Genomic DNA, 25,157 nt, shown 5'->3' with positions numbered 1-25,157 from the left:
CCAAAGGTATTCGTCAATTTGGGGCAGATGGTTGAGCGTGGAGTTACCTATTATTGCCAAGGAGAAAGCTGATGTTGGGCTGGTTCTCTATCTTATTTATAGTTGTGCTAGTGGTGCTAATTCTTAAAGTTCCAAGCACTTCATTTAGAGGTGGTAAACGCAAATCTCGTAACCGTTCTTCTCTTGGTAGCAGCTACAGTGGTTGGTACGGTGGTGATGCTGGGGGATATGACAGCGGTAGCAGCTATGACTCTGGTGGCGGTTGCGACAGTGGAGGCTTTGATGGCGGTGGCGGCGGTTGCGACAGTGGAGGCTTTGATGGCGGTGGCGGCGGTTGTGATGGTGGAGGCTTTTGAGGCGAGTCTTCCAAATTCCTAGAACGCACGCGCACGCTTCCCGCTTGGCAATCTCGCAACCAGGCATTGATCGCTTGAGCAATGTCACCATTACTACTATCCCGTGGTGGTGTAGGGGGCTGGCTCTTAGGATGCAAACCTGTTTGGGAAAACATCATTACAAAACGCCAATCACTCTTTGTTTTTGTTAAAAGCAACCAGTGAAATTGCTGTAATTGAACTGCCTTACCAGCGGTGTACTGTCGCTCTAAAGTCGTAAAAAAGACTTGCTCCACTCCAGCTGACGCGGTTTTCAGTGAATCTGCCGTGTCTCCAGTAGAGTTAAGAGGCAGTGGTGTAAACTCAGGTCTTCCTGCGACGACCATATAACTGTAAACGTCAGTTGCCCTGCTTAAGCGACGGGCACGTTGACTGGCACGATTGGCATAGCTGGGTAAATCTTGCAAAAGCTGAGTCGTTAATGCTTCTAGATTTTGATGAGCGCAAGAAGACTTCTTCCCTCCAACAGCTCCGCTCTGGGCTAACGAAGAGGGGGTGGGGGTGAGGTTCTTGGCTTTTACTGAGTTATCTAAAGTATTTAAGATCAATAGCCAGAAGCCACAACAAAGAAGCCACAAGCTTTTATTTTTCTTTTTGACTCCTGACTTCATGTCACTGTTACTAACTCCTCGCAAATCCTCTTCCAGGCTAACTCTGGATCGGCAGATGCGGTGATGGGACGCCCAATGACAAGATAATCTGCTCCTGCTTTGAAGGCTTGTGCAGGAGTGAGCGATCGCGCCTGATCACCTGCTTGCGCCCAAGTTGGACGTACCCCCGGACAAATTAGCAAAAAATCATCTCCACAAGTTTGCCGCAATTGTGCCACCTCTTGGGGAGAGCAAACTGCCCCATTTAAGCCCATCTCTTGAGCCAACAGAGCCATTTGCAGAGCATATTCTGGTAATTCTAGGGGTATTTTCAAATCAAACGCTAGCTGTCTGGAAGAAAGACTCGTCAACAGCGTAATTGCTATTAACTTTGGCGGTTTCACACCTGCATCTGTTGCCCCTGCAAGTGCCGCCTCAGTTGCTGCTTTTAGGGCATCTTTACCAGATGTAGCATGAATTGTCAACAAATCTACACCGTAACGAGCAGCCGCACGACAAGCAGCAGCAACAGTGTTGGGGATATCGTGAAACTTCAAATCCAGAAAAATACGTTTTTGCCGAGATTGTAGCACCTCCAGAATTTTTGGTCCTGTGCTTGTGAATAACTCCAAGCCAACCTTCCAGAAAGTGACGGGTTCAAGCCGTTCAACGAGGGCGATCGCTGCTTGCTCATCCGGCACATCTAGAGGTACTATAATTCGCTCTTTTGTATTCATTAAGCCTCTGGCAAAAATCAATTTTTTGAAAATTAAACCACAGATTAACACAGATGCACACTGATGATTCATCTGTGTTAATCTGTGGTTCTAAATATCTTTTGATGACTTTTGCACAGAAATGGGGAGTGGGGTGTAAAGACGCAAGGCATTTAAGGTATCAGGCGGACAAACTTGTTTTTTCCCAGTTGTAAAACTCGTCCGTGCAATTCCGTGGAATCTTGAAAAGTGGTATCAATGTCCGTGATGCGATCGCCATCTAGCCGCACTCCACCTTCTTGAATTTTCCGTCTGCCTTCTCCGCTACTTTTGCACAAGCCACTGATATTCAGGATGTAAGCTAGTTTAGCGGGAAACTGGACTTGCTCGAGGGAAAATTCTGGAACGTCACCCGCCTCAATATCCTTAACAGCTTGTTCGCCGTGATACTGTTTAACAATTTCCTGCGCTAGCAGTTTTTGGCGATCGCGTGGATTTTCTGGTAGCTTGTCCAATAACAAATCTGTCAGGAGTGTAAAATATTCCTCCAACTGATTATCTGGAACTTGTTGCAGCTTCTGATATTTCTGAGTTGGGTGTTCTAATAAACCCACATAATTACCTAGAGACTTGGACATTTTTTGTACACCATCCAAGCCAATCAAAATTGGCAGCAACACGCCATACTGGGGTTTTTGGCCAAAATGGCGCTGTAAATCCCGTCCTACCGCAATGTTAAATTTTTGGTCTGTCCCTCCTAATTCCACATCTGCCTCAACAGCAACAGAATCATAGCCTTGCATCAAGGGGTACAGGAACTCATGAAGAAAAATGGGATTCTCTTTTTTATAGCGATCAGCGAAGCCCTCTTTAGCCAACATCTGCCCCACTGTCATTGTGGAGAGTAATTCCACAATTTTGCCCAAGTCCAGCTTAGAGAGCCATTGAGAGTTGTAACGCACCTCCAGCCTTCCTGGTGTATCGAAATCCAATATCGGTCGTACTTGGTCAAGAAAAGTTTGGGCATTTTTCGCCACGTCTTCTTCCGTCAGTTGACGGCGTACCTCAGATTTACCGGTCGGATCACCAATGCGAGCGGTAAAATCACCAATAATGAGTACTGCCTTATGACCTGCATCTTGAAACGCTCGCAGTTTTCGCATTGGTATGCTATGACCTAAATGAATCTCTGCCCCCGTGGGATCAATTCCATATTTGACCCTTAAAGGTCGCTCGGTTGTCGCCAAGCGCTTTTCGAGACTTTCAACGTCACTATCGGAATCAGTAGGTTGTGGGAAAATTTCAGAAATACCACGACGCAGCCAAGAAAAATCTTGCGTCATACTACTAGGAGATTGACTGTTTACGCTTTGCACTATCAAAGTAGGGTTGGTTATGGTCACTGACAATTTGTATGACTTTCGTCTGCCAAATTAATATAATTGCAAAAAATTAACCGCCTTGCTTCACCCAAGACATTACACTTATATTTATAGTGAGGAAGTGAAATCGCCGTGTCGTCCAGCACTTTTCAAGATAAGCAGCCACAACATCAGCAAGCTGCCTCGGGTTTTGAGTTTCTCAAAGGAGTCGGTCAGGTAGCTGGCGGTACTCTACTATCCGTCACTATGCTGGCAAGTTCTATTGTAGCGGGAGGACTGGTTGGCTTAGCCGTTAGTTTCCGGAATTTACCTGATGTCAGGCAATTACGCAGCTTCTTGCCCTCAGAAACGACTTATATCTATGACATCAAAGGTAAATTGTTAACCAGTATCCATGGAGAAGCCAATCGTGAAGTCGTATCGTTAGATAGAATTTCTCCTGAGCTAAAACGGGCAGTATTGGCGAGTGAAGACAGCGACTTTTACTATCACCACGGTATTAATCCCAAAGGTGTCGGACGTGCAGTCGTTACCAACTGGACAGCAGGTGGGGTTCGCGAGGGTGGCTCAACTATCACCATGCAGTTGGTGAAGAACTTGTTTTTGTCTCAAAAGCGTGCCTTTACTCGTAAGATAGCAGAAGCGGTACTGGCAATTCGCTTAGAGCAAATTCTCACCAAAGACCAAATTTTAGAAATGTACCTCAACCAAGTTTATTGGGGTCATAACAACTATGGTGTACAAACAGCAGCACGTAGTTACTTTAATAAGTCGGCAGAATATTTAACCTTAGCTGAGTCGGCGATGATGGCGAGTTTGATCCAAGCGCCGGAAGAATACAGCCCATTTGTCAACATGGCTAAGGCAAAAGAGCAGCAGAAAATCGTTTTGGGGCGGATGAAGGAATTGGGCTGGATCACGCAACAAGAATACGACAAAGCCCTCAAACAACCAATTAAACTGGGTAAGATTAGGTCGTTCCAAGGAAGCGCCTTGCCTTATGTGACTAACGCTGTGGCGCAGGAGATAGCGAAAAAGTTTGGTCGTGAGGCACTGCTCAAGGGCGGAATGCGAGTTCAAACGACAGTTGATACCAACTTCCAACAGATGGCGGAGAGCACTGTTAGTAAGTGGCATCAAAGACTGCGCGGACAAGGGTTATCTAAGAACCAAATTGCTCTAGTTGCAATTGACCCCCGCACCCATTTTGTCAAAGCGCTGGTGGGTGGTGTAGATCCTAAAACCAGCGAGTTTAACCGCGCAACTCAAGCTTATCGGCAACCAGGCTCTGCTTTTAAACCGTTTGTTTACTACACTGCCTTTGCTAGTGGTAAATATGGACCAGAGACAACAGTGTACGATAGCCCCGTGAGCTATCGAGATGGTGACGGTTGGTACCACCCACGAAACTACGATGGTGGCTATGGGGGAGCAATGTCAATCCGCACTGCTCTAAAGCTATCTCGTAATATTCCTGTGATTAAGATTGGCAAGGCTGTAGGGATGAATAAGGTTGTCGAAACCTGCCGCACCTTGGGTATTATGAGTCCGATGGAACCTGTGACTTCTCTACCTTTAGGTGCTATTGGTATGACACCGTTGGAAATGGCAGGTGCTTATGCTACCTTTGCGAATTATGGCTGGCAGTCGCCAACGACGATTATTGCCCGTGTGACTGATAGTAGTGGCAACGTGTTGCTTGACAATACACCCAAACCTCAGCAAATACTTGACCCGTGGGCATCAGCAGCAACTATTGATGTGATGCGCTCTGTCATTAATGATGGTACTGGGAAAAACGCAGCAATAGGTCGCCCAGCAGCAGGGAAGACAGGAACAACTTCCTCTGAGAAGGATATTTGGTTTGTCGGTACTGTACCCCAGTTAACCACTGCTGTTTGGGTGGGTCGGGACGACAACAGAACCTTGGCGAGCGGTGCGACGGGTGGTACTATGGTTGCTCCAATTTGGCGCGATTTTATGTTGAGGGCGCTTAAGGATGTACCTGCTGAGAACTTTAAGTCACCTTACAAGTTTTCTCGCCCTAAATCAAATTAGAGTTATGAGTTAGGAGTTCTGAGTGAATTCAGATCTCCTAACTCATAACTCTTTGTTTGTTTACTGTTGTGTCCCAAGTTCTGCTTTCATCCGCTGTAGGGTGAAGTGCATTTGGTCAAACATTTGTTGGGGAGTCACACCAAATTGACTTAACTGAGTTTTGAGCTGCTCTATAGTCATTTGTGCCATGAAATCTTCTGATAGCTCAAAACGCTTCATAAAGATGCGATATCGCTCCATCATGGCTTCCATCTGTTCAATAAACAGCTTTTTGCCCTCGCGGTCAAATTTGCCGTAGTTGCTGCCAAGCTTTATGAGTGCTTGATAGTCTTCAAATAATTGCTTGGCTTCGTGCTGAACTATGTCAGAATCAAAGAATCCCATCTTATCCTACACTCCACTGAGCAGTGAGACTCAGTAGCTCTAATACTTGGTGCTTCTAGCTTTATTTTAGTCTAGAGAAATAATCTAGAAAACAAGCTTCGGTTTGAGTACGGTTTTTTACCGCAATTTCAACACTTGACCGCTTCGCGGAGTCAAGAGTTTTGACTTTTAAAACTCTGTTAATAATTTCAAAACAAATGACATGGAAGTCCCCAGTGTAGATTCAGATATTGGGTTTCAGCTAGGATAGCAGCAATACTGAATTTATTATGGTGCTTTAATTATGTTTAATCAGCGAAAAAGCAGAAGCATTGCCGCAATTTTAGCTTTTTCCGGGACGCTGACAATTTCAGGATTACATAAGTTTTATTTAGGACAACCACTGTGGGGTCTGCTGTATGTTTTGCTTTCCTGGACACCCATTCCCAAGGTCGCTAGCGCCATTGAAGGAGTTTGGTTTTTAGCTCAAGACGAAGAAGCTTTCGACCGGAATTTTAATTTAGGTAAATCAGCTATCAAAAACTCCCACTACGCCAGTCATCAAGTCGGAGCACTTGCTCAAGCTTTACGGGAGTTAGAAAGTTTACGCCAGGATGGATTGATTTCTGAGTATGAATTTGAGCAAAAGCGCCGCCAGTTGCTAGACCAAAATTCTTAAAGCAAGCAACCAAAATGAAAAATTGGCTACCTTTAAACCCCAAGTTGCAAAAACTCCGCTCCAAGCTGCTCAACGACCCCTACTACCGACTACAATCAGCAGAAGAAATTGCGATCGCCGCGCAACTAGGTATCTGTATTGATGCTAATCAAGCAACTGTTGATGATTGGTTACGCCTACCTGGTTTATCAATTCACCAAGCGCGATCGCTTGTGGAACTTTCGCGCGCGGGTATAAAATTTTATTGTATCGACGATATTGCCGCAGCTTTGAGTCTACCAGTACAAAGGCTAGAGCCACTCAAGCCAATTCTGAATTTCAGTTATTACGACGATGAATCTCTAGCTCTTAAAAGCCATACAGTAAACCCTAACACAGCAACGGTTGAGATTCTGGCAACAGTGCCATTTATGGATTTATCTCTCGCGCAGGCGGTGGTGCAAGAACGTTTATCTGCGGGACTTTACCGTAACTTGGCTGATTTTCAGCGGAGATTGAATCTATCTAGTGATGTCATTGCCCAGTTGATGTACTATCTCCGATTTTAATGTAGAGACGTAGCATTGCTACGTCTCTACAGTTAAATAAACCCAATTCTATCAAGAGGCCAAAAGCGAAACACAGCGCGACCGATAATATTTTGTTTAGGTAAAAACCCCCAGTAGCGGGAGTCGTTACTATCGTTGCGGTTATCTCCCATGACAAAAAATTCCTCAGTAGGAACTTGCCGCCCTTCCATTGGTAAGATTGGTGGTTCAGCGATATAGTCTTCTTGTATTGGTTGCCCATTGATGTAAACTTTGCCACCTGCAATGCTTACTTTCTTTCCAGGCGTGCCAATAATACGCTTAATGAAAGCTTGGTCTTTGAGATATCCCCGATGTTGCAGTTCCTCTGGTGGCTGAAAAACAACGATATCGCCCAACTTTGGGGAGTGAGAAAGATAGGAGATTTTTTCCACCACCAGGCGATCGCCCTGATGTAAGGTTGGCAACATAGAATCTGAAGGGATGTAACGAGGTTCAGCGACAAAAGTCCTAATCAAGAGTGCCAAGCATAAGGCGATCACAATCAGAGTAAAATTTTCTTGTAAACTTCGCCATACGCGCGACGACGCAGGAGAGTTTTTAGCATCACTTTGCTGATGAGTCATAGAAACTAAAAGTCAGATGAACAAATGAATCCTTGATTATTTTGACGCTAAAAGGACATTTATAAGCAAAAGTGGTTTTGCCCAATACAGTTCAGATAAGATTTTTTTAGGTGCGACACTTAATGTCCAGACGTGCCATGGCACGTCTGGACATTAAGTGAAATTGTTACAAATACCCCCTAACTGAACCATATTGTGCCATAAGCCTTTCAGTTTTTTCCTTTTCTTCCCCTTGTGCCTTTAGCTCCCGCTGCCTTATTTTAGTAACATTACCTCCAAAGGCTTATCACAACAACTTGTCAGGTGTAATAGGTAAATCACGGATACGTTTACCTGTGGCATGGTAAAGGGCGTTGCCGATCGCTGCTGAAACACCTGTGATGCCAATTTCACCTAAACCGCGTACGCCTGCTGGGTTGAAGTTGAGGTCAGGTTCGCCGACAAAGGCTACCTGAATGCGAGGAATGTCTGCGTGAGCCGGGAAGTGATAGGTGGCGAGGTCATAGACTACAGGATAGCCGATGTTTGGATCAACGTGGCACTCCTCCATCAGGGCTTGCCCAGTACCCATAATCACACCGCCACGTACCTGAGAAGCTGCTGTCTTGGCATTGATAACTCGCCCAATATCCATCACTGACACCCAACGCGTCACCCGTAAGCGTCCGATTTCCTCATCCACACTGACTTCGCAAAAATGTGCGCCCCAGGACTGGAACGCCCATTTCTTCCCCTCTTCACCGGGAGCGGAGGATGCTGTTGCCTCAAACGCTGCCCGTCCAGACTGACCCAGAGTCGCAAATGCCTCCTGTGCGGTCTTCGCTTTAGCAGTTTTGAGGACTTGCTGACAAGCTGCCATCACCGCAGGGACGAGGGATGCTGTCATCATAGACCCACCCGCCAAGCCGCCATCTGGTAGCAACGAGTCGCCCAGTTCCACCCGTACCTTTTCGACGCTTAACCCCAGTGCGTCTGCTGCTGTGGCAGCAACAACAGTATATGCGCCAGTGCCCATATCATTGGCTGCGGTGAGGATATGTGCCGTACCGTCTGGTAGCAGCCGCACCTTAGCTGATGCTGCACGCCGCAAGCCAGGGAAGGTTGCCGCCGCCATCCCCCAACCAACGAGTTTGCCATCACGTGTCAGCGCGCGCGGCTGTTTTGGTCTGTCTTTCCAACCAAATTGCTCGGCACCTACCCGTAAACAGTCAGCAAAATGCTTCGCTGAGAATGGCAGTCCCTTGCGCTGGTCCTCCTTAGCTTCATTTTTCAGGCGCAGTTCCACTGGATCAATCTTTAGCGTCCAGGCGAGTTCGTCCATCGCCGACTCTAGTGCCCACATCCCAGAATTCTCTCCTGGTCCGCGCATGAATGTTGGTGTGCCGATGTTCATCACCGCCAGTTCCTGCTTCAGTCGCAGATTTGGCGCAGCGTACATAACTGGCGTGATCTTCGTACAGGGTTCTGCGAAGGCTTCCACTGGCGAGGTGCAGGATTTTACCTCATGGTCAATCACACTTAGGCTACCGTCGGCGGTTGCTCCTAAACGGATAGTTTGCTCAGTTTCAGAGCGGTGTCCTGTGTTCGCTGTCATTTGCCGTCGGCTGAGGACGACTTTGAGAGGACGCTGGAGTTTACGAGCAGCCGCAGCACAAAGAATGCCGTGAGGCCAGGGGAAGGCTTTAGAGCCGAAGGCACCACCGATAAAGGGTGTAACAACACGCACCCGCTCGGTCGGGAGTCCAAAGAGTTCTGCATAGGTGCGCTGGGTTCCCGCCACCCACTGGGACGGCTCGTAAACAGTGAGTGAGTCTGAATCTTGCCAGTGGGCAATGATGGCATGGGGTTCCATCGGCGCGTGCATTTCAGTAGAAGTTTTGTATGTGGCTTCAATTTTCGCTGTTGCACTTGCCACCCCTGCCGCAAAATTCCCCTTCTCGAACTTTAGCTCCTCACCCGACTGGGGTGGAGCCTCCTTGAAAGTAGCTTTTGTAGCATCTACGAGTGGCGTTTGGGTTGCGTATTCGACCTTTACCAAATGCGCCGCGTGACGTGCCCGCTCGAAGGTGTCTGCCACTACCAAGCCGATAATTTGCCCTCCGTAGTAAACCTTATCATCCGACAACGGCAGACGAGCCTCGTAGATTTTTGAGGTCTGAAAGTCGTTGGCTGGCATAAACACCTTTGGCGCGTTTTTGTGCGTAAAAACACTCACAACTCCAGGCGCTTTTTCTGCTGCGCGTGTGTCGATGCTTTTAATTTGCCCATTGGCGATGCTGGCGGTGACGACATAACCGTGAACCAGACCCGGAATTTGATGTTCGGCAGCGTAGGTAGCCGTGCCCATAACCTTTGCCCGTCCGTCCTTGCGGCTGACGCCAGTCCCAATCACTTTGTTCATACGACACCTCCTCCTTTGGCTGAAACCGTGAGCGCACGGCGAATTGCCCGCTTTGCCAAATCAACTTTGAAACCGTTGTGACTTAAGGGTTTAGCTTCCCGAAGTGCAATTTCTGCTGCCTGTTGAAATGTTTCGGTGTTAGCAGTCTTGCCAATCAAAAACTTCTCTGCTTGGGTTGGTCGCCAGGGTTTATGGGCTACGCCGCCCATTGCCAAGCGAACATCTTTGATGCGCTCACCAGCCAAGTCAATGGCAGCTGCTACAGAAATTAACGCAAAGGCATAGGAGGCGCGATCGCGTAACTTCAGGTAAACCCCCGACTTAGCAAACGCCACCGGGGGCAGGATAACAGCGGTAATCAGTTCACCCTGCTCCAGGTTCGCGTCTCGTTGAGGTGTGTTTCCCGGTAGACGGTGGAAATCTGTAAAAGGTATCTGCCGCTTGCCTTTAGGTCCTTCCACCTCAACCACAGCATCTAAAGCCGCAAGGGGCACGCACATATCCGACGGGTGAACTGCCAAACACTGGTCGCTGGCACCAAGGATGGCGTGCATACGATTGATGCCCGTTACTGCTGGACAGCCGGTTCCAGGCTCTCGTTTGTTGCAGGGGAAGGCGGTATCGTAGTAGTAAGGACAGCGGGTGCGCTGTAGTAGGTTTCCGCCTACGGTCGCCATGTTGCGAATTTGCTGAGACGCGCCGGATAGAATCGCGCGCCCAAGCAGCGGGTAGTCGCGGCGGACATCGGGATGGTCAGCTAACGCTGTGTTTGTCACCAGCGCTCCAATGCGAAGACCGCCCTTAGTTGTCCGTTCAATGCGCTGCATCTGAAGCCGGGAAATGTCAATCAGTTGCGATGGTTCATCCAGGAAGACTTTGAGGCGGTCAACCAAGTTTGTACCGCCTGCAATAAATATCGCATTTTGGTCAGTCGTTGCCCGTTGAACTGCATCTTTTACCGAGGTAGTGCGGATGTAAGTAAAGTTGTTCATGCGGGTATCTCCTTGGGTTCAGTGACCATCACATCTGCGACAGGAGAAGGTGGTTTTTGTCCAGCTACCTGCTGCACTGCTGCCACAATGCCGTTGTAAGCGCTGCATCGACAGAGATTGCCACTCAGCCGCTCCTTAATTTCAGCCTCGGAGAGTTCAGCTAGCTGTGGCGGACGAGCCAAATCCGGCGTGACAGCGCTGGTACAGCCCCGTTTGACTTCATCAAGTAGAGCAACAGAGGCGCAAATCTGTCCTGGTGTGCAATAGCCACACTGAAAGCCATCGTTATCAATGAACGCCGTCTGCATAGGATGGAGAGTATCACCCTTCGCCAGCCCTTCAATAGTGACAATTGCCTTGCCCTCCTGCATCACTGCCAGAGCAAGGCAGGAATAAACTCGCTGACCATCGACAAGAACAGTACAGGCTCCACACTGCCCGTGATCGCACCCTTTTTTGCTGCCCACTAGTCCCAGGCGATCGCGCAGGGCATCTAGGAGTGTCACACGCGGCTCAAGGTTGAGGCTTCGCTGTTCTCCATTAACGGTAAGTGCCACAGCCATCTCACCTTCGGAACCTTGAACCGTGTCCTTTGCTGCGGTTGCCTGATTGACCAACGAAGGAGCGGCTATAGCCGTTCCGGCTGCGGTCAGTGCCTGTCCCAAAAAACTGCGTCGGGATGTTTTCCCCGCCCCTTCTTTATGGTGTTGCATGATTTTTTGTACCTCTAGAGCGAAAAATACGGCAATCCTAAAGCAGAGATGTTCGCGAAGGCAAACATTTCGGTACTACCTTAGCTAGATTTGTAAGACTGGAGTGCATTCCAACGCTGCTCGTTCCCAATTTCCTAAATTTGCAGCTGCATCGTAGGTGCTTTGCAAGAAGGCAAGGAGTACTGCATCCGGATCATTAGCCTGCCGCACTACCTCATATGGCAGGATGAACTCTTGCATCTGAGAACTGTAGAACGCCTCTTTTGGCTGCACGGGGTAATTTCGGAACCCCTCCGGTTCTGGGTAGGCGTAGGAGTAAAAAACAGGTTCAACGACTGCCCCGCCACCAGGCCAGAAGCCACAGCTGCTTACCTCATGCGAGTAAGCCTCTCGCGTTACCCAATCTGCCATATTAGGAACCCCACCCGGATGCTCTGGAGCACGACTCCCAGAGAAGCGAGTCACAGCCAGGTCAAAACTCCCCCAGAAAAAATGCACAGGGCTGCATTTACCAATAAAACGTGAGCGGAATGCTGTCATCACCCGATCTACTTGCACAAGAATACGCCATAACCGCTGTGCGTACTCTGGATCGTAAGCTGTATGTTTATAATCCTGCTCAAAGGGAATTGGCTCTGCTACTTCTTGCGGCATCGTCCAAATCCGGACTTCGATACCGCTCGCACTCAGTATGCTCATAACATCCTGGTAAAAGTCAGCCACAGAGCGAGGAACAAGCGGTATTCTTCGGGTGCTGCCATCACTAGTCTCGATTTGTAAGTGGTGTTCAAGAAAGTCAAAGCTCATCTCAAAGGTACGTGTTCCGTAAGGGATTGAAGAGGTTGTTAAACCATGGGGTGTTACATATAGAGTAGACTGCCACCAGTGGTTGAGCTTGGGAGCCAGCGCCAGCCGAACCTTGCCGATGATCTGAGTCCACATATGTAGCGTTGCATATGTATCTTGCCATTCTGTAAGGGGCAGGCTGGGCCAGATGGTATCAGTGAGCGTTCCATGAACAGGCTGTGCCATGACAAAAACCTCCATATAAGGAAATTAGGAAGGGAGAGTACCAGACGGAAACAGCCGTATGAAGGAGACCAAACGAGCAAATGACACGCTTATTCATTTATTAAATCAGCTATAGCAGCTTGAACTCTCTTTATTTGTTAATTGACTTGCCCCAAGCAGCCCAAAGATTATGTGCAATTGTCAACCCTACTGAAGGGATGAAAAAAAAATATGGGTAGCGATTTTCATCCTACCTAATTTTTCTGTTGAATCTTGACTTTTGACTTTTGTTAAATTTTCAGTTCTTACAGTGATATAGCTGATAGGGAACACCAATGCGATAGTACTGCAAAGAATCTTTGGAGCAAGTCATTTGCTGGGAAACTGCTATTTGCTGTGGATAGTCTCGGCGTTTTCTTCCCGGACCAACAACCCATAAATTGAGATGAGTTGCAGTTGGTGTAGGAAGTTGGGAAAGTTTTTGCAAGACAGAGGCAAAGTCTGGTGATTGTTTGAAGAAAGCAACATTAGATGAAGGGGATGAAGAGATTAATTTGTCTTCTCCGACTCCCCTAAGTGGTTCCAGCGCTAAAGCGAAACTTAACCCTAACGCTACATCTTGGTAATCTCTGTATCCCACCACCATCATCAGCGGAATAGAGGGGTCTTGGTTCATATTTTGCGCGACTTTCCCAGGCTCAAAGGGTTTTTGAAACACTAAATCGGAAACAACAAAAACACAACTGAGAATACCAACAATCAAAAGAATAAAGATTGAAGAATGAACATTGAATATGCATTTTTTTCTTATTTTTTCTTTTTTGTTTACTTGAGCAAAACTGGCAGATAGGAGAGCGCAAAAAGCAGGGTAATAAACAAAGTGATAACGGGGAACAGCAGTAATATCTTTGCCTAATAAATAGGCAATGGCAAAGAATTCTAATAACACCCAAACAGAGAAACTTAAGAGAGTAAATGTAGCTAGATGCGTTGATTGTTCATATAATAGCTGCTTTAACCCTTGAAAAACTTGCCAACCCACCCATATGCCAAACAAAAGCATAGACAAACCCAAGAGAAATGCAATTGCAAAAGGCTGATTTTCTACAGGTAGAGAAATCACCATCAGTAGCCAGCTAATGAGAGTTTGATAAAATGGGGAAATATTTTTTGGAGATTGCAGCCAATCGATTTCAGCGCGGTTATAGTCATTGACTACCATTGGTAGCCAGGGCAAAAAGCTAATCGCAACAACACTCGTAGATAAAATGAGTGCTAGCCAAATTTGGCGTTTGTTCATAATGTTTGCCCTATACCAGCAGATCAGCACCAGTAGCGTAGCAATTTGGGCAATGAAGGCAAGAGTGCAAAAGTAGTGAACATAAAGACCGATACTATTCATGATTGCCCATTGCAGCCAAACCCAAAATCTAACTTTCTGCTGCCTTTCAATATCTTTCACAATTTGCACCAGCCCCAGTAACGCTAAAGTGATGAGGAGCATCGGCAATGTGTAGTGTCGTGCTTCTTGGGAAAGGTAAACGGCTAAAGGGGAAACAGCCATAAAAGCTGCTCCTATGATCCCCGCTGATCGGAAAAAGGCAATACGATTAAGAGAGTAAATTGCTACAATTGCACCTACACCAAAAAACGCTGCTGGGAATCGCAATTTGGCGATCCATTCACTTCCTACTGGGCTTAACAACTCCAACCAACTGTACATCCAGCAAAAAAATAATGGCGGATGGGTAGACTGGGTAGCAAGGTTTTTGGCAATTTGAGAACAACTGACCCCAGGTTGGATAGTAAAAATCTCTGGCACACGTTCAAGGGGTAACAAGACATCCAAAGGCACATTATTGTAGCTTTTGCCAAAGCTAAAAATGGCAGTAATGACCTCATCCATCCACAACGGTTTTAGATCTAAATGCCAAAAGCGCAAGATTGCACCCAGGGCGATCGCCCCAACCAATCCAAGATAATGTAGATAAAGTTTACGATTAGCCATTCCTTAGCTACTAGCTAATAATAGGTTCGTAGTAAGCGCTTAAGCGATCGCTACAAGCCAAAGTCTAAAATTTTATTGGGTTAAGACGCTAATTTTACAAATCAGTGCCTCAAGAATCTCAACCAAAAAAAGTAGATCCAGATTTACCTGTGTCTTCACTGCGGGAGACAGGCATAGCACGTATCCGTAATAGCCTCCGTCTCGGACAGCAGCACATGGCTAACTGGCACTCCGGTTCATTAGCTGTTTCAGCGGTTCCCGGTGCTGGCAAATCCACAGGAATGGCAGCAGCAGCAGCAATTGCAATCGCTCATCAATATGAGCAGTCCGCTGAATTACGTCGAAACACTCGTCGTCAACTCATTGTTGTCACCTTTACGCGCTCGGCTGCTGCTAATATTAAAGCTAAAATCCGCAAATACTTACGGGAATATTTGTCCTTACCTCAAACTGGCTTTGTTGTGCATACGCTACATGGTCTTGCATTGAACATAGCCAGCCGCTATCCCGATTTGTCAGGTTTACAGTTAGAAAATGCCACTTTAATTACCCCAAACCAAAGTCACCGCTTCATTCGTACTGCTGTAGAGCAATGGATTAACAGTCATTTAGGCAGTTATTCTCGGTTGTTAGAAGGTATTCAATTTGACGGAGAGGAAACAGAAAGACTGCGGCGTCAGTCGGTATTGCGGACAGAAGTCTTGCCAGAACTGGCAACTACAGTGATTCATGAGGCAAAAAGTTCTGGGCTATCACCGGAAGATTTGCGGAAGTTAAGCAAACAAACCACAGACGAATATGAAATCTTAAGCATCGCGGCTGGATTGTACGAGCAATATCAAAATTTAATGCGATCGCGTGACTTCATTGACTACGACGACATGATTTTAGCTGCCCTGGGTGTCTTAGAGAACGAAAGCGCCCGGAGAAACGAGCAAAATCAAGTTTTTGCCGTTTTTGAAGACGAAGCACAAGATTCTAGCCCATTGCAAACGCGACTATTAACCATTCTCGCCACTGACCCCAATTACCCCAACCAACCGCCAAATCTCATCCGTGTTGGCGACCCCAACCAAGCAATTAACTCCACCTTCACCCCAGCCGACCCAATTTACTTTCGCCAATTCTGTGAACAATGCCACGCCCAAGAACGACTAGCAACAATGGATCAAGCCGGTCGCAGCACCGGAATTATTATCGAAGCTGCCAACTTTGTTTTGGAATGGGTAAATAGCTTATACGGAGTCAAGAGTCAAGAGTCACCCCATCTCTCGATCTCCCCACCCCCCTTTCGTCTCCAAAAAATTCGACCTGTTGACCCAAATGACCCCCAACCTGATGCTAATCCTGAAAAAGAAGGATTAGGAGTGGAACTGCACACACCCCGTGATATTCATCACACAGTCGAGTTATTATCCCAGAAGGTTGTAGAGTTATTTTCCCAAAACCCAACCAAAATCAGCGCAGCTATTTTAGTGCGGGAGAATCGCCAAGGACGGTGGTTGGCAGAGGCGCTTAGTTCAGTGTGTAAAGAGCATAAAATTTTAATTTACGACGTGGGGGAACGCGATCGCCATTCTCATGTACCCGAGGAGATTTTGGCACTCCTGCAATTTTGCGATCGCCCCCATTCCCCGGACTACCTCAAAGGGGCATTACAAATCCTTGTACAACGGCGATTGATTGAAACGCAAGACCTCAACGCCCTTTCGACTTTGCCCGAAGAATTTTTATATCCTGGTCCTCTGGCTCCATCTCAGCTAGAACCAGTGCAAAAAGCGGCTCATTTGTGTCGTAGTTTACTTCGTGCCCGATTAGAACTGCCTCTGTATCAGTTAATTTCGTTTATAGCCCTGACACTAAATTATGACCAAGCAGAACTGGCAACAGCTGACAAACTAGCAGAACGAGTCAACCAGCAAATAGCGGGCAATACTTCAATGGGGGCAATGTTGAATGTCTTGAGTGAAATCGTCAGTTCCGAACGGTTTGAACCCGTGGAAACAGAAGACTTAGAAGCACGATACACCCGTCGCGGTCAACTGACAATTATCACCATGCATAAGGCAAAAGGGCTGGATTGGGACTACGTTTTCATACCTTTCCTGCATGAAAACTTAATTCCCGGCAGATTTTGGGTTCCTCCCCAAAGCCAGTTTTTAGGTGACTTTACGTTATCAGAAGTTGCTCGTGCCCAAATTCGCGCTGCTCTCCACGGTCAATCTACCTTACCCAACGTCATCGCTGCTTGGGAACAGGCAAAACACCTCAAAACAGCCGAAGAGTATCGTTTACTCTACGTTGCCATGACACGGGCAAAACGCCTGTTATGGATATCTGCGGCAAAGAAAGCTCCATTTACTTGGAGTAAACCAGAGAATTTACAAGAACAAAACCCAAGTCCGGTATTTCCAGCACTCAAACGCCAGTTTCCCAAATGCATAGTCACGCTGGCAACAAACCCGAGCGAGGACAAAAAGAAAATCGGCACATAATCCGAAACTTTGGGACTTGAGTTTGTAGTCTCTATTCCTAGAGCAAAACCAAAAAAGCAAACATCGCGCTAAGGGCATAGCCCCTAGTCGCGACCTAACCTATCCAATTTTAAAAGGTATTTTATGAAAGACGTTAACCAACTATATCCTGCAATTAACAAAACATTCAAGTCCCCTAAAGCTGTTTTGTTGACTCTAACATTGACGAGCCTGTTATCCAGCGGACTGGGAATTGCTGGAAACAATTCTGCGATCGCTTCTTCTGCCAGCGTTAAACAAACTTCTAGGATTGAACAGACTTCTCGGGTTGATCAAACTTCCAGCGTTGAACAGACTTCTGTCGTTGAACAAATTTCTAAAGTTGGACACAGACAGATCAGCAGCCAGAGCAAAATTCAAATATCCCAAAACACAAACCAGTTCTCAAACATCTTGCCAAGACGGATAGCAAATGCAATTTTGCGCGATGCTTCCAAGCGTTCAGACATACCAATCCGTGAGTTGCAGATTACTCAAGGGACACGCAAAACCTTTGGCAATCCCTGCGTCTTCAAATTTGGAGAAGTTTGTACTGAGGAATTCAACCCTATTGAAGGTTGGGAAGTGGTTGTGCGCGTACAAGACGATTCTTGGACTTACCACGTCAACAAATCTGGTTCACAAATCGTATTAGATCCAAAAGTCAGTCCATCACAATCAACCGCACTGCCAAAAGAAATTAAAAATGCAATTTTGCGTGACGCCTCAAAGCGTTCCAAAATACCAACTGCTAACTTAAAAATTACCAAAGTCATAGCAAAAACCTTTGGCAATCCCTGTGAATTCAAATTTGGTGAAATTTGTACCAAAGAATTCAACCCCATAAAAGGCTGGGAGGTTGTAGTACAAGTTGACAGACAATCTTGGACATACCATGTTAACGAATCCGGTTCGCAACTCGTTTTAGATCCTAAAATGAGTGAAGCTAAAGGTTAACCTTCACTGAATCCACCTATCTTGAAAGTTTACTTTCATTTAGCCAAAGTTGTGAACGCCGCTAATGGGTATCTGTTATAAAAGTCAATCTTAGAAAAATGAAACCACAGATAAACACAGATGGACACAGATAATTCATCTGTGTTTATCTGTGTCCATCTGTGGTTCTAAATACTAATTTTTTTATGTTCTCAGCCTGAGGTGCGGTTCATTTCAAAATTCTTAGTCTATAATTATAGATTGTGTCGATTTAAAGCCAGTTTATGCCTAAACTCAAAACCCGTAAAGCAGCGGCAAAGAGGTTCCGTGCCACAGGTAGCGGTAAAATAGTACGTCGCAAAGCTTTCAAAAACCACCTGCTACAGCACAAATCGTCCGCGAGGAAACGGAATCTGTCGAAAATGGCAGTTGTCAACGAGCGCGATGAAGAAAACGTGCGCCTCATGCTCCCCTATTTGTAGTCTGTTAAGGAACTAAAAAAATATGACACGGGTAAAACGCGGAAACGTTGCTCGCAAACGCCGCAAAAAAATTCTCAAACTAGCTAAAGGTTTTCGTGGTTCTCATTCAACTTTGTTTAGAACCGCCAATCAAAGAGTCATGAAGGCGCTGCGGAACGCTTATCGCGATCGCAAAAAACGCAAGCGCGATTTCCGACGCCTCTGGATCACTCGCATCAACGCTGCTGCACGCCTACATGGTATGAGTTACAGCCAGTTGATGGGGAATCTGAAAAAAGCTGAAATCCAACTCAACCGCAAAATGTTGGCGCAATTGGCAGTTCTCGATCCAGCAGGCTTTAGCAAAGTTGCTGAATTGGCAAGCCAAGCTAAAGGATAAAGGTGGCAACGGATGGATAACGGATGTAACAGATGGAAAGCAACTTGTCAGTTACATCTGCTTATATCCGCTGCCATTTTTTTCCTATTGACTTTTTCCTTTGTCATAGCAGATACACAATCAGCATCTGCCGCAGAAATGTCCGAAATTCAGCGGCGGGGTTCTATAAATATTGCAGTTAAAGATAACTTGCGTCCGCTAGGATTTAGAGATGCAAACGGCAATCTGCAAGGCTTGGAAATAGACTTAGCAAAGGCATTGGCAGTAGATTTATTAGGTAAAGCAGATGCTGTGAAATTGCAACCCGTGGCAAATCGCGATCGCCTGAGCGCAGTCTTAGATGATAAAGTTGATATCGCGATCGCTAGGGTAACAGCAACCTCCTCACGCGCTCGCTTGGTAAGTTTTAGTGTTCCTTACTACTTTGATGGCGCTGTCTTTGTTACAAAAAATACCTCATTGCAACGATTAAGTGATTTGGCAAAACGGAAAATTGCCGTCCTCAAAAATTCCAGCACCATCGCCAACGTGCGTTATTATTTACCAACTGCCGAGCTAGTAGGAGTAGATTCTTATCAAGAAGCCTTTGCGCTGCTGGAAAACAACACAGCAGATGCCTTTGCTGCGGATACGAGCGTTCTTAGCGGTTGGGTGCAACAATATCCCCACTATCGGCTACTGCCAACCAAGCTGTCAACAGAACCATTATCTGTGGTCATGCCCAAGGGATTGCAGTACGATGAATTACGGAGGCGGGTAAACGAAGCAGTTGCCCGTTACATTAATTCTGGTTGGCTCCAGGAACGCGCTGCATATTGGGGATTACCTTCATAGAGATGTAGTATGCTACGTCTCTACACAAGAGGCTAATAATAGATAAAGCAGAAACTGTATATAAAAACAATGGATAGCAATCTAGCGACTATTTATCTGTCAATTTTTGTAGGTCTGCTCTTAATTGCAGTTGTCAGCATTTTTCGCCAAGTCTTCAAAACTCGTAGGCTAGAAAGCAGTATGTCACGCTTACGAAACAAGCTGACTAAAGAAAAAGGCACATCTCAAGAATATTACGAGTTAGGCAGTATTTATTCCGAGAAAAAAGTATTTTCCCAGGCGATAAGTTTCTTTCAAAAAGCTATCAAAGCTGCCGAAGAAGAAGGAGAAGAAAATGTAGCCTATATTTACAACGGCTTGGGCTATGCTTACTTTGCCCAAGAACAGTTTGATCTAGCGATTCGTCAGTATAAAGAAGCCCTCAAAAACAAACCCGATTATGTGACAGCATTTAATAATCTTGGTCATGCATACGAGCGGAAAAAATTAAATGCTCAAGCGCTGGAAGCTTACGAAGAAGCACTGAAACTTCAGCCAAATAATACCACAGCTAAACGCCGTTCTGAATCTTTGCGACGCTTAGTATCAGCATAAGTTAATCGTGAAACTATCCGCCCAAAGTGTGTAGAGAGATTGCAGTGCAATCTCTCTACACAAATAATCATGCCTTATAGGTTAAGTCGGCTACAAGAAAATTAAGATTTGTTTCAAATAAACAACATTTGTGTTGTTTAAATCGGAAGCTGAATTCCAAACAGTAAAAAGGTTTCAGCGATTATGTATTGTGAAATCGCCTCATGTCCCCACTTCTTCAAGGCTGCAAGTTCTGAGAAAATCAAAAACGATTTAAAAAACAAGCACTGATTAATCCACCTCTCATCGGACACATTTCGTTTCAATAAAAGGGAGAACACTTAAAGATGAAATTGGCTTACTGGATGTATGCTGGTCCCGCCCACATTGGCACTCTCCGGGTTGCCAGTTCCTTTAAAAATGTCCATGCCATCATGCACGCGCCCTTGGGGGATGATTACTTCAACGTCATGCGTTCTATGTTAGAGCGGGAAAGGAACTTCACCCCGGTGACAACCAGTGTCGTTGACCGCAACGTTTTGGCACGCGGCTCCCAAGAGAAGGTGGTAGACAACATCACCCGCAAAGACGCCGAGGAACGCCCAGACCTGATTGTGTTAACTCCCACCTGCACTTCCAGCATTCTCCAAGAAGACCTGCATAACTTTGTAGAACGGGCGCAGCTGGAAGCGAAAGGAGACGTGATGCTAGCGGACGTGAACCACTACCGTTTCAACGAACTGCAAGCTGCCGATCGCACTCTGCAACAAATCGTCCAATACTACATCGAGAAAGCCCGCAAGAAGGGCGAACTGCCCGAAAATAAAACAGAAAAGCCCTCCGTTAACATCATTGGTAGTTCCACCCTTGGTTTCCACAACCAGCACGACTGCACCGAACTGAAGCGGCTGATGGCTGATTTGGGGATTGAGGTGAATACCGTAATTCCCGAAGGTGCTTCGGTTCACGAGTTGAAGAAGATGCCCAGAGCTTGGTTTAACTTGGTGCCTTACCGTGAACTCGGCTTAATGGCAGCTCGTTACCTGGAAGAACAATTTGGAACCCCCTACGTAGACATTACGCCGATGGGTGTTGTAGAAACTGCTCGTTGCATCCGTAAAATTCAGCAGGTGATTAACGGTCAAGGTGCGGATGCTGATTACGAAGAATACATCAATGAGCAAACCCTGTATGTCTCTCAGGCTGCTTGGTTCTCCCGTTCCATTGACTGTCAAAACTTGACCGGTAAAAAAGCTGTGGTTTTTGGTGACAACACCCATGCTGCTGCTATGACCAAGATTCTGGCACGGGAAATGGGCATTCACGTTGTTTGGGCTGGAACCTACTGCAAATACGATGCAGACTGGTTCCGCGAACAAGTCAGCGAGTACTGCGATGAAGTGCTAATCACCGAAGATCATGGTGCAATTGGGGATGCGATCGCCCGCGTTGAACCCTCCGCCATCTTCGGTACCCAAATGGAACGCCACGTTGGTAAGCGCCTGGATATCCCCTGCGGTGTGATTGCTGCACCGATTCACATCCAGAACTTCCCCATTGGTTACAAGCCATTCATGGGTTACGAAGGGACAAATCAAATTGCAGATTTGGTTTACAATTCCTTCACCCTAGGAATGGAAGACCATCTCTTGGAAATCTTCGGCGGACACGACACCAAGGAAGTGATTACCAAGGGCATTTCTGCTGATTCTGATTTGGCATGGGCCAAGGATGCTCAGGCAGAATTGAATAAGATTCCTGGCTTTGTGCGTGGTAAAGTCAAGCGCAACACCGAGAAATTCGCTCGTGAGCGGAATGTGAGTGTCATCACTGTGGAAGTGATGTACGCTGCTAAGGAATCTGTGGGCGCGTAGTTTGTGTGTAGGGAGTTGTTCTCAGAAATTTCTCCCAGCACAAGCAAAAACTGTTCGAGTGTTAAAGATGAAATCTCTTGTAAAAGTCAAAGTTGGAGAAATTTAAACCACAGATGGACACAGATGGACACAGATAATTAACTAGTATTAATCTGTGCGTCTCTGTGGTTCTAAATATCCTTAAATCATACTTTTGCCAGAAGTCTATTGGAAAAAACGCTCCAGGGGTAGAAGGACGATGAACTCACAGGAACATCACTCAAGGGTACAGCCACAGGAGAATCCAAAAGATTGGTCATGGTTATTCTGGCCTGCTGTACCACTCTACCCTTACAACAAGCGACGGACACTTCGCAGGGAAATAGTTAAGGACACTATCTGGACATTCGACCAGCTTCAGGGCATTCTCTACACCATCGTGCCAATTCGTATGACCGTCGTCAAGCTCGTTGCAGGGGGTCTTCTGGTCTATGCACCCGTTGCTCCGACGACCGAGTGTGTCCGCTTAGTGAACGAATTGGTGGCTGTTCACGGTGACGTTAAGTACATTATCCTGCCAACCAGTTCTGGTCTGGAGCATAAGGTCTTCGTTGGTCCCTTCGCCAGACGCTTTCCAAGCGCACAGGTTTTCGTTGCTCCGCACCAGTGGAGTTTCCCATTCAACCTACCGCTGAGTTGGCTTGGCTTTCCTCAAAAACGGACTTCATTGCTGCCAGAGGACAGCGCCCAAGCTCCTTTTGCTGATGAGTTTGACTATGCAGTGCTGGACATCAACCTGGGACGGGGTTCTTTTGTAGAAGTTGCAATGTTTCACAAGCGATCGCGCACTTTACTTGTGACAGATTCTGTGCTAAGTGTGCCAGAAGAACCACCGACGATCGTCCAATTAGATCCATACCCCTTGCTGTTTCATGCCAGGGAGAATGGTTCCGAGGTCATCGAAGACAATGAAGCAAACCGTCGTAAGGGATGGCAACGCATTTCGTTATTTGCGATTTACTTCCGTCCAAGTGCGCTGGAAATGGCTGGACTGGGGCAAGGGTTTCGCGATGTTCTGAAAGCACCGGATCGTTCACCAAAAGCGTACTTTGGTTTATTTCCGTTTCGATGGAAAGAGAACTGGAAGGAGTCATTCGATGCCCTACGAGGAAATGGGCGTCCATTTGTCGCACCGATTCTCCAAACCCTGATTCTTCCTCAAGCACCAACACAAGTGCTCAACTGGGCTGACAAGGTTGCGACTTGGGATTTTGGGCAGATTATTTCCTGTCACTTTGACTCGCTAATTGAGACAGATTCGGATCAATTCCGGCAGGCATTTGCTTTCCTTGAGAACAAACTTTCCGTGAGTGAGAAGCAATCTGCAAGCCCAAGCCAACCGCTACCAACGGAAGACTTGAAATTTATCACAGAACTGGAGGCGAATCTAGTCCGGCGCGGTATCGCCACACCACCGAAGGAGAAGGTCTAAACTAACAACTACCGTCGTCAACACTCGATAATACTGAAACACGACAACGGGACAATATTTGTTGCCTTCTGTCGTGTTTTGACATTAACTTGCTTTTCCAATGCGTTTACGTAGTTCAGCCTCAAATTGTTCACCTGTAGATACTACTACTCGACCGGGACGTGAACGTATTCTACTGAGATAGTACTGAAAAGCGTCTTCATCTTGTGGATTACGTTTTACATATTCGCGTAATTCTTGGTCTGTCATTTCTTCATACTGGCTCATCCGATTATCACCTCACCATTCTCAAGAATCTCTATCTCAATTGTTGCACCTGCAAGAATAACAATGCGTCTAGTACGGCTGTCATAGCGTACTAGTTCAATTGGTTGTAACAAGTTGCTAATTCTCACACACCTACTGTAAAAAGCTTTTAACTGTTCTGATGTTGGTTCCATCACATAAGAAGTGATTTAGCGACGCTGGGTTAGAAAAATGAAGTTTACACTTTAAAAAACCATCGCCGTTGATACATCACATAAGCGACTGCTAGCCAGAGTAACACATTCACAATTGCGAAAAATAAAGAACCGTTCACCGCACCAGCCCAAGATGCAAACAGATTTTGATATATCCAATTGTAGGTGCTGGGAGCATTTTCCCCAGACCCGACTTTAGTTCTCACCAAAATTTTAATCAGCAGTACAGAAGCAACGAAAAGGGAGATGGCATTTAATCCCATCACTTCAAAAGGTTTACTCCAACGCCGCACCCGTCGCACTTCAATAAGTTCATAACAAGCTGCAAGTAACAATAATGCCCAACCACTAGCGAAAAGTACATAAGAACTCGTCCACAGCTTTTTGTTAATTGGGAACGTCCAGCCCCACGCCCAACCGATAATTAAGCAACCAATGCCAAATAATACTAAACCTATGCTTGTACTAGATTTGACTGGCTGAGTGCGTATACATTGTCCGGCAAAATAGCCCGCCAGTACACTAACAACAGCAGGAATGGTGCTAAAAAGTCCCTCTGGATCTCCCAGATTATTGAATCCATCACCTTTATAAAGATGTGCTTGAGGAATGATCAAGCGGTCTATATAAGCACCTAAATTTCCGTCTCGCGTCAGCACTCCAGCGCCATAACCAGGAACCGGGACATACATCATTGCTAACCAGTAGCCGATGAGTAATAGCCCTGCCAGTATCCATTGTCCTTTACGGGGAAGGTGAAGGACTGCAACGGAGGCAAGCAGGTATACTAGGCTAATGCGTTGCAACACTCCCATAAAGCGGATAGTACTCAAATCAAAAGTCCAAAGACCTTTATTCCAAAAGCCATTAAGTAATAACCCTAAAGCAAATAAAATTGCGGCACGGCGCAAAATACGTAAGTAAACAGGTGCTGTGGGTTTGTTGTCGTTGGTGTACTTTGACAAGGAGAAAGTCATTGCCACACCGATAATAAACAGAAAGAAAGGAAAGACTAAGTCTGTTGGGGTGCAGCCGTGCCAATCTGCATGGAGTAGAGGGGGATAGGCATTCTTGTCAGCAAGACTCGCCATATTGACGAGAATCATCGCAGCAATGGTAATGCCGCGAAAAACATCAAGTGAAGTGAGACGACCCATAGACGGAGTTTTGGAG

At 46.4% G+C, this 25,157-nt stretch carries 25 protein-coding genes; 12 read left to right on the top strand and 13 right to left on the bottom strand.

What is annotated here, in order from left to right:
• The first annotated feature begins 71 nt into the window (after positions 1 to 71).
• A complete protein-coding gene (locus tag MAS10914_RS34925; RefSeq protein WP_084786348.1) occupies positions 72 to 356 on the top strand; it encodes a hypothetical protein in 285 nt (94 codons plus the stop codon).
• Here MAS10914_RS34925 and MAS10914_RS30045 read toward each other — a convergent pair.
• From MAS10914_RS30045 to tyrS, 3 genes are all read right to left on the bottom strand, one after another.
• A complete protein-coding gene (locus MAS10914_RS30045; RefSeq protein ID WP_017316245.1) occupies positions 245 to 1,006 on the bottom strand; it encodes a hypothetical protein in 762 nt (253 codons plus the stop codon). The genes MAS10914_RS34925 and MAS10914_RS30045 overlap by 112 nt on opposite strands.
• Positions 1,003 to 1,722, bottom strand: coding sequence for an orotidine-5'-phosphate decarboxylase (gene pyrF / locus MAS10914_RS0112320; RefSeq protein ID WP_026082512.1), 720 nt, complete (start codon positions 1,720 to 1,722; stop codon positions 1,003 to 1,005). The genes MAS10914_RS30045 and pyrF overlap by 4 nt, the downstream gene beginning before the upstream one ends.
• 152 nt (positions 1,723 to 1,874) lie before the next feature.
• Complete coding sequence (tyrS, locus tag MAS10914_RS0112315) at positions 1,875 to 3,044, bottom strand: tyrosine--tRNA ligase (protein ID WP_017316243.1); 1,170 nt, start codon at positions 3,042 to 3,044, stop codon at positions 1,875 to 1,877.
• Between the two features lie 171 nt (positions 3,045 to 3,215).
• Between tyrS and MAS10914_RS0112310 the strand changes: the two genes are divergently transcribed.
• Complete coding sequence (locus tag MAS10914_RS0112310; protein ID WP_017316242.1) at positions 3,216 to 5,141, top strand: transglycosylase domain-containing protein; 1,926 nt, start codon at positions 3,216 to 3,218, stop codon at positions 5,139 to 5,141.
• Between the two features lie 60 nt (positions 5,142 to 5,201).
• Here MAS10914_RS0112310 and MAS10914_RS0112305 read toward each other — a convergent pair whose 3' ends face one another.
• Positions 5,202 to 5,525 carry a DUF1825 family protein gene (locus tag MAS10914_RS0112305; protein ID WP_017316241.1) on the bottom strand — a complete coding sequence of 108 codons (324 nt, stop codon included), beginning with the start codon at positions 5,523 to 5,525 and terminating at the stop codon, positions 5,202 to 5,204.
• 283 nt (positions 5,526 to 5,808) lie between these two features.
• Between MAS10914_RS0112305 and MAS10914_RS0112300 the strand changes: the two genes are divergently transcribed.
• Both MAS10914_RS0112300 and MAS10914_RS0112295 read left to right on the top strand, forming a co-directional pair.
• Entirely contained in the window at positions 5,809 to 6,183 is a 375-nt protein-coding gene (locus MAS10914_RS0112300; protein ID WP_017316240.1) for an NINE protein, read from the top strand.
• A 14-nt stretch (positions 6,184 to 6,197) separates the two neighbouring features.
• Complete coding sequence (locus tag MAS10914_RS0112295; RefSeq protein ID WP_017316239.1) at positions 6,198 to 6,731, top strand: helix-hairpin-helix domain-containing protein; 534 nt, start codon at positions 6,198 to 6,200, stop codon at positions 6,729 to 6,731.
• Positions 6,732 to 6,763: 32 nt separating this feature from the next.
• On the opposite strand, the gene lepB is transcribed toward MAS10914_RS0112295, so the two are convergent.
• From lepB to MAS10914_RS0112265, 6 genes are all read right to left on the bottom strand, one after another.
• Positions 6,764 to 7,336 carry a signal peptidase I gene (lepB, locus tag MAS10914_RS0112290; protein ID WP_017316238.1) on the bottom strand — a complete coding sequence of 191 codons (573 nt, stop codon included), beginning with the start codon at positions 7,334 to 7,336 and terminating at the stop codon, positions 6,764 to 6,766.
• A 286-nt stretch (positions 7,337 to 7,622) separates the two neighbouring features.
• The gene (locus MAS10914_RS0112285; RefSeq protein WP_017316237.1) at positions 7,623 to 9,737 is read right to left on the bottom strand and encodes a xanthine dehydrogenase family protein molybdopterin-binding subunit; all 2,115 of its coding nucleotides are present in this window, start codon (positions 9,735 to 9,737) and stop codon (positions 7,623 to 7,625) included.
• On the bottom strand, positions 9,734 to 10,729 hold the full coding sequence (locus MAS10914_RS0112280) for an FAD binding domain-containing protein (protein WP_017316236.1): 996 nt from the start codon (positions 10,727 to 10,729) through the stop codon (positions 9,734 to 9,736). The genes MAS10914_RS0112285 and MAS10914_RS0112280 overlap by 4 nt, the downstream gene beginning before the upstream one ends.
• A complete protein-coding gene (locus MAS10914_RS0112275) occupies positions 10,726 to 11,442 on the bottom strand; it encodes a 2Fe-2S iron-sulfur cluster-binding protein (protein ID WP_017316235.1) in 717 nt (238 codons plus the stop codon). Before MAS10914_RS0112275 ends, MAS10914_RS0112280 begins: the two co-directional genes overlap by 4 nt.
• A gap of 84 nt (positions 11,443 to 11,526) precedes the next feature.
• A complete protein-coding gene (locus tag MAS10914_RS0112270; RefSeq protein WP_017316234.1) occupies positions 11,527 to 12,474 on the bottom strand; it encodes a DUF5996 family protein in 948 nt (315 codons plus the stop codon).
• A gap of 277 nt (positions 12,475 to 12,751) precedes the next feature.
• On the bottom strand, positions 12,752 to 14,461 hold the full coding sequence (locus tag MAS10914_RS0112265) for a glycosyltransferase family 39 protein (RefSeq protein WP_017316233.1): 1,710 nt from the start codon (positions 14,459 to 14,461) through the stop codon (positions 12,752 to 12,754).
• 104 nt (positions 14,462 to 14,565) lie between these two features.
• On the opposite strand from MAS10914_RS0112265, the gene MAS10914_RS0112260 reads away from it, so the two are divergent.
• The 8 genes from MAS10914_RS0112260 (at position 14,566) to MAS10914_RS0112230 (ending at position 23,523) form a co-directional block, all read left to right on the top strand.
• Positions 14,566 to 16,956, top strand: coding sequence for an ATP-dependent helicase (locus MAS10914_RS0112260; RefSeq protein ID WP_017316232.1), 2,391 nt, complete (start codon positions 14,566 to 14,568; stop codon positions 16,954 to 16,956).
• 123 nt (positions 16,957 to 17,079) lie between these two features.
• Entirely contained in the window at positions 17,080 to 17,931 is an 852-nt protein-coding gene (locus MAS10914_RS0112255) for a hypothetical protein (RefSeq protein WP_017316231.1), read from the top strand.
• 263 nt (positions 17,932 to 18,194) lie between these two features.
• Positions 18,195 to 18,392, top strand: a complete 198-nt coding sequence (rpmI, locus tag MAS10914_RS32780; RefSeq protein WP_071599825.1) for a 50S ribosomal protein L35 — start codon at positions 18,195 to 18,197, stop codon at positions 18,390 to 18,392.
• Between the two features lie 22 nt (positions 18,393 to 18,414).
• Complete coding sequence (gene rplT, locus MAS10914_RS0112250) at positions 18,415 to 18,771, top strand: 50S ribosomal protein L20 (protein ID WP_017316230.1); 357 nt, start codon at positions 18,415 to 18,417, stop codon at positions 18,769 to 18,771.
• Positions 18,772 to 18,783: 12 nt separating this feature from the next.
• A complete protein-coding gene (locus tag MAS10914_RS0112245) occupies positions 18,784 to 19,605 on the top strand; it encodes a transporter substrate-binding domain-containing protein (RefSeq protein ID WP_017316229.1) in 822 nt (273 codons plus the stop codon).
• A 69-nt stretch (positions 19,606 to 19,674) separates the two neighbouring features.
• Complete coding sequence (locus MAS10914_RS0112240) at positions 19,675 to 20,199, top strand: tetratricopeptide repeat protein (RefSeq protein WP_017316228.1); 525 nt, start codon at positions 19,675 to 19,677, stop codon at positions 20,197 to 20,199.
• Between the two features lie 326 nt (positions 20,200 to 20,525).
• Positions 20,526 to 22,052 carry a ferredoxin:protochlorophyllide reductase (ATP-dependent) subunit B gene (gene bchB, locus MAS10914_RS0112235; RefSeq protein WP_017316227.1) on the top strand — a complete coding sequence of 509 codons (1,527 nt, stop codon included), beginning with the start codon at positions 20,526 to 20,528 and terminating at the stop codon, positions 22,050 to 22,052.
• A gap of 238 nt (positions 22,053 to 22,290) precedes the next feature.
• Positions 22,291 to 23,523, top strand: a complete 1,233-nt coding sequence (locus tag MAS10914_RS0112230) for a DUF4336 domain-containing protein (protein ID WP_017316226.1) — start codon at positions 22,291 to 22,293, stop codon at positions 23,521 to 23,523.
• 84 nt (positions 23,524 to 23,607) lie between these two features.
• Here the strand turns inward: MAS10914_RS0112230 and MAS10914_RS0112225 are convergent, their stop codons facing one another.
• From MAS10914_RS0112225 to MAS10914_RS0112215, 3 genes are read right to left on the bottom strand one after another with little or no spacing between them, the layout of a single operon-like run.
• On the bottom strand, positions 23,608 to 23,790 hold the full coding sequence (locus MAS10914_RS0112225) for a DUF6887 family protein (RefSeq protein ID WP_017316225.1): 183 nt from the start codon (positions 23,788 to 23,790) through the stop codon (positions 23,608 to 23,610).
• Positions 23,787 to 23,963, bottom strand: coding sequence for a DUF6888 family protein (locus MAS10914_RS35520; protein WP_017316224.1), 177 nt, complete (start codon positions 23,961 to 23,963; stop codon positions 23,787 to 23,789). Before MAS10914_RS35520 ends, MAS10914_RS0112225 begins: the two co-directional genes overlap by 4 nt.
• A gap of 44 nt (positions 23,964 to 24,007) precedes the next feature.
• Complete coding sequence (locus tag MAS10914_RS0112215; protein ID WP_017316223.1) at positions 24,008 to 25,141, bottom strand: acyltransferase family protein; 1,134 nt, start codon at positions 25,139 to 25,141, stop codon at positions 24,008 to 24,010.
• Positions 25,142 to 25,157 lie beyond the last annotated feature (16 nt).

It is taken from the genome of Mastigocladopsis repens PCC 10914, assembly GCF_000315565.1.
Lineage (GTDB): Bacteria > Cyanobacteriota > Cyanobacteriia > Cyanobacteriales > Nostocaceae > Mastigocladopsis > Mastigocladopsis repens.
Note: the sequence above shows the minus strand (reverse complement) of the source record. Positions and strands in the feature narration are given on the sequence as shown.

Coding starts and splice junctions, on each gene's coding strand:
- MAS10914_RS0112285 (WP_017316237.1), bottom strand. CDS start 9,737: ATGAACAAAGTGATTGGGACTGGCGTCAGCCGCAAGGACGGACGGGCA.
- MAS10914_RS35520 (WP_017316224.1), bottom strand. CDS start 23,963: ATGGAACCAACATCAGAACAGTTAAAAGCTTTTTACAGTAGGTGTGTG.
- MAS10914_RS0112280 (WP_017316236.1), bottom strand. CDS start 10,729: ATGAACAACTTTACTTACATCCGCACTACCTCGGTAAAAGATGCAGTT.
- MAS10914_RS0112255 (WP_017316231.1), top strand. CDS start 17,080: ATGAAAGACGTTAACCAACTATATCCTGCAATTAACAAAACATTCAAG.
- rpmI (WP_071599825.1), top strand. CDS start 18,195: ATGCCTAAACTCAAAACCCGTAAAGCAGCGGCAAAGAGGTTCCGTGCC.
- MAS10914_RS0112270 (WP_017316234.1), bottom strand. CDS start 12,474: ATGGCACAGCCTGTTCATGGAACGCTCACTGATACCATCTGGCCCAGC.
- tyrS (WP_017316243.1), bottom strand. CDS start 3,044: ATGACGCAAGATTTTTCTTGGCTGCGTCGTGGTATTTCTGAAATTTTC.
- MAS10914_RS30045 (WP_017316245.1), bottom strand. CDS start 1,006: ATGAAGTCAGGAGTCAAAAAGAAAAATAAAAGCTTGTGGCTTCTTTGT.
- MAS10914_RS0112245 (WP_017316229.1), top strand. CDS start 18,784: ATGGATAACGGATGTAACAGATGGAAAGCAACTTGTCAGTTACATCTG.
- MAS10914_RS0112215 (WP_017316223.1), bottom strand. CDS start 25,141: ATGGGTCGTCTCACTTCACTTGATGTTTTTCGCGGCATTACCATTGCT.
- bchB (WP_017316227.1), top strand. CDS start 20,526: ATGAAATTGGCTTACTGGATGTATGCTGGTCCCGCCCACATTGGCACT.
- MAS10914_RS0112305 (WP_017316241.1), bottom strand. CDS start 5,525: ATGGGATTCTTTGATTCTGACATAGTTCAGCACGAAGCCAAGCAATTA.
- MAS10914_RS0112225 (WP_017316225.1), bottom strand. CDS start 23,790: ATGAGCCAGTATGAAGAAATGACAGACCAAGAATTACGCGAATATGTA.
- pyrF (WP_026082512.1), bottom strand. CDS start 1,722: ATGAATACAAAAGAGCGAATTATAGTACCTCTAGATGTGCCGGATGAG.
- MAS10914_RS0112275 (WP_017316235.1), bottom strand. CDS start 11,442: ATGCAACACCATAAAGAAGGGGCGGGGAAAACATCCCGACGCAGTTTT.
- rplT (WP_017316230.1), top strand. CDS start 18,415: ATGACACGGGTAAAACGCGGAAACGTTGCTCGCAAACGCCGCAAAAAA.
- MAS10914_RS34925 (WP_084786348.1), top strand. CDS start 72: ATGTTGGGCTGGTTCTCTATCTTATTTATAGTTGTGCTAGTGGTGCTA.
- lepB (WP_017316238.1), bottom strand. CDS start 7,336: ATGACTCATCAGCAAAGTGATGCTAAAAACTCTCCTGCGTCGTCGCGC.
- MAS10914_RS0112265 (WP_017316233.1), bottom strand. CDS start 14,461: ATGGCTAATCGTAAACTTTATCTACATTATCTTGGATTGGTTGGGGCG.
- MAS10914_RS0112230 (WP_017316226.1), top strand. CDS start 22,291: ATGAACTCACAGGAACATCACTCAAGGGTACAGCCACAGGAGAATCCA.
- MAS10914_RS0112300 (WP_017316240.1), top strand. CDS start 5,809: ATGTTTAATCAGCGAAAAAGCAGAAGCATTGCCGCAATTTTAGCTTTT.
- MAS10914_RS0112240 (WP_017316228.1), top strand. CDS start 19,675: ATGGATAGCAATCTAGCGACTATTTATCTGTCAATTTTTGTAGGTCTG.
- MAS10914_RS0112295 (WP_017316239.1), top strand. CDS start 6,198: ATGAAAAATTGGCTACCTTTAAACCCCAAGTTGCAAAAACTCCGCTCC.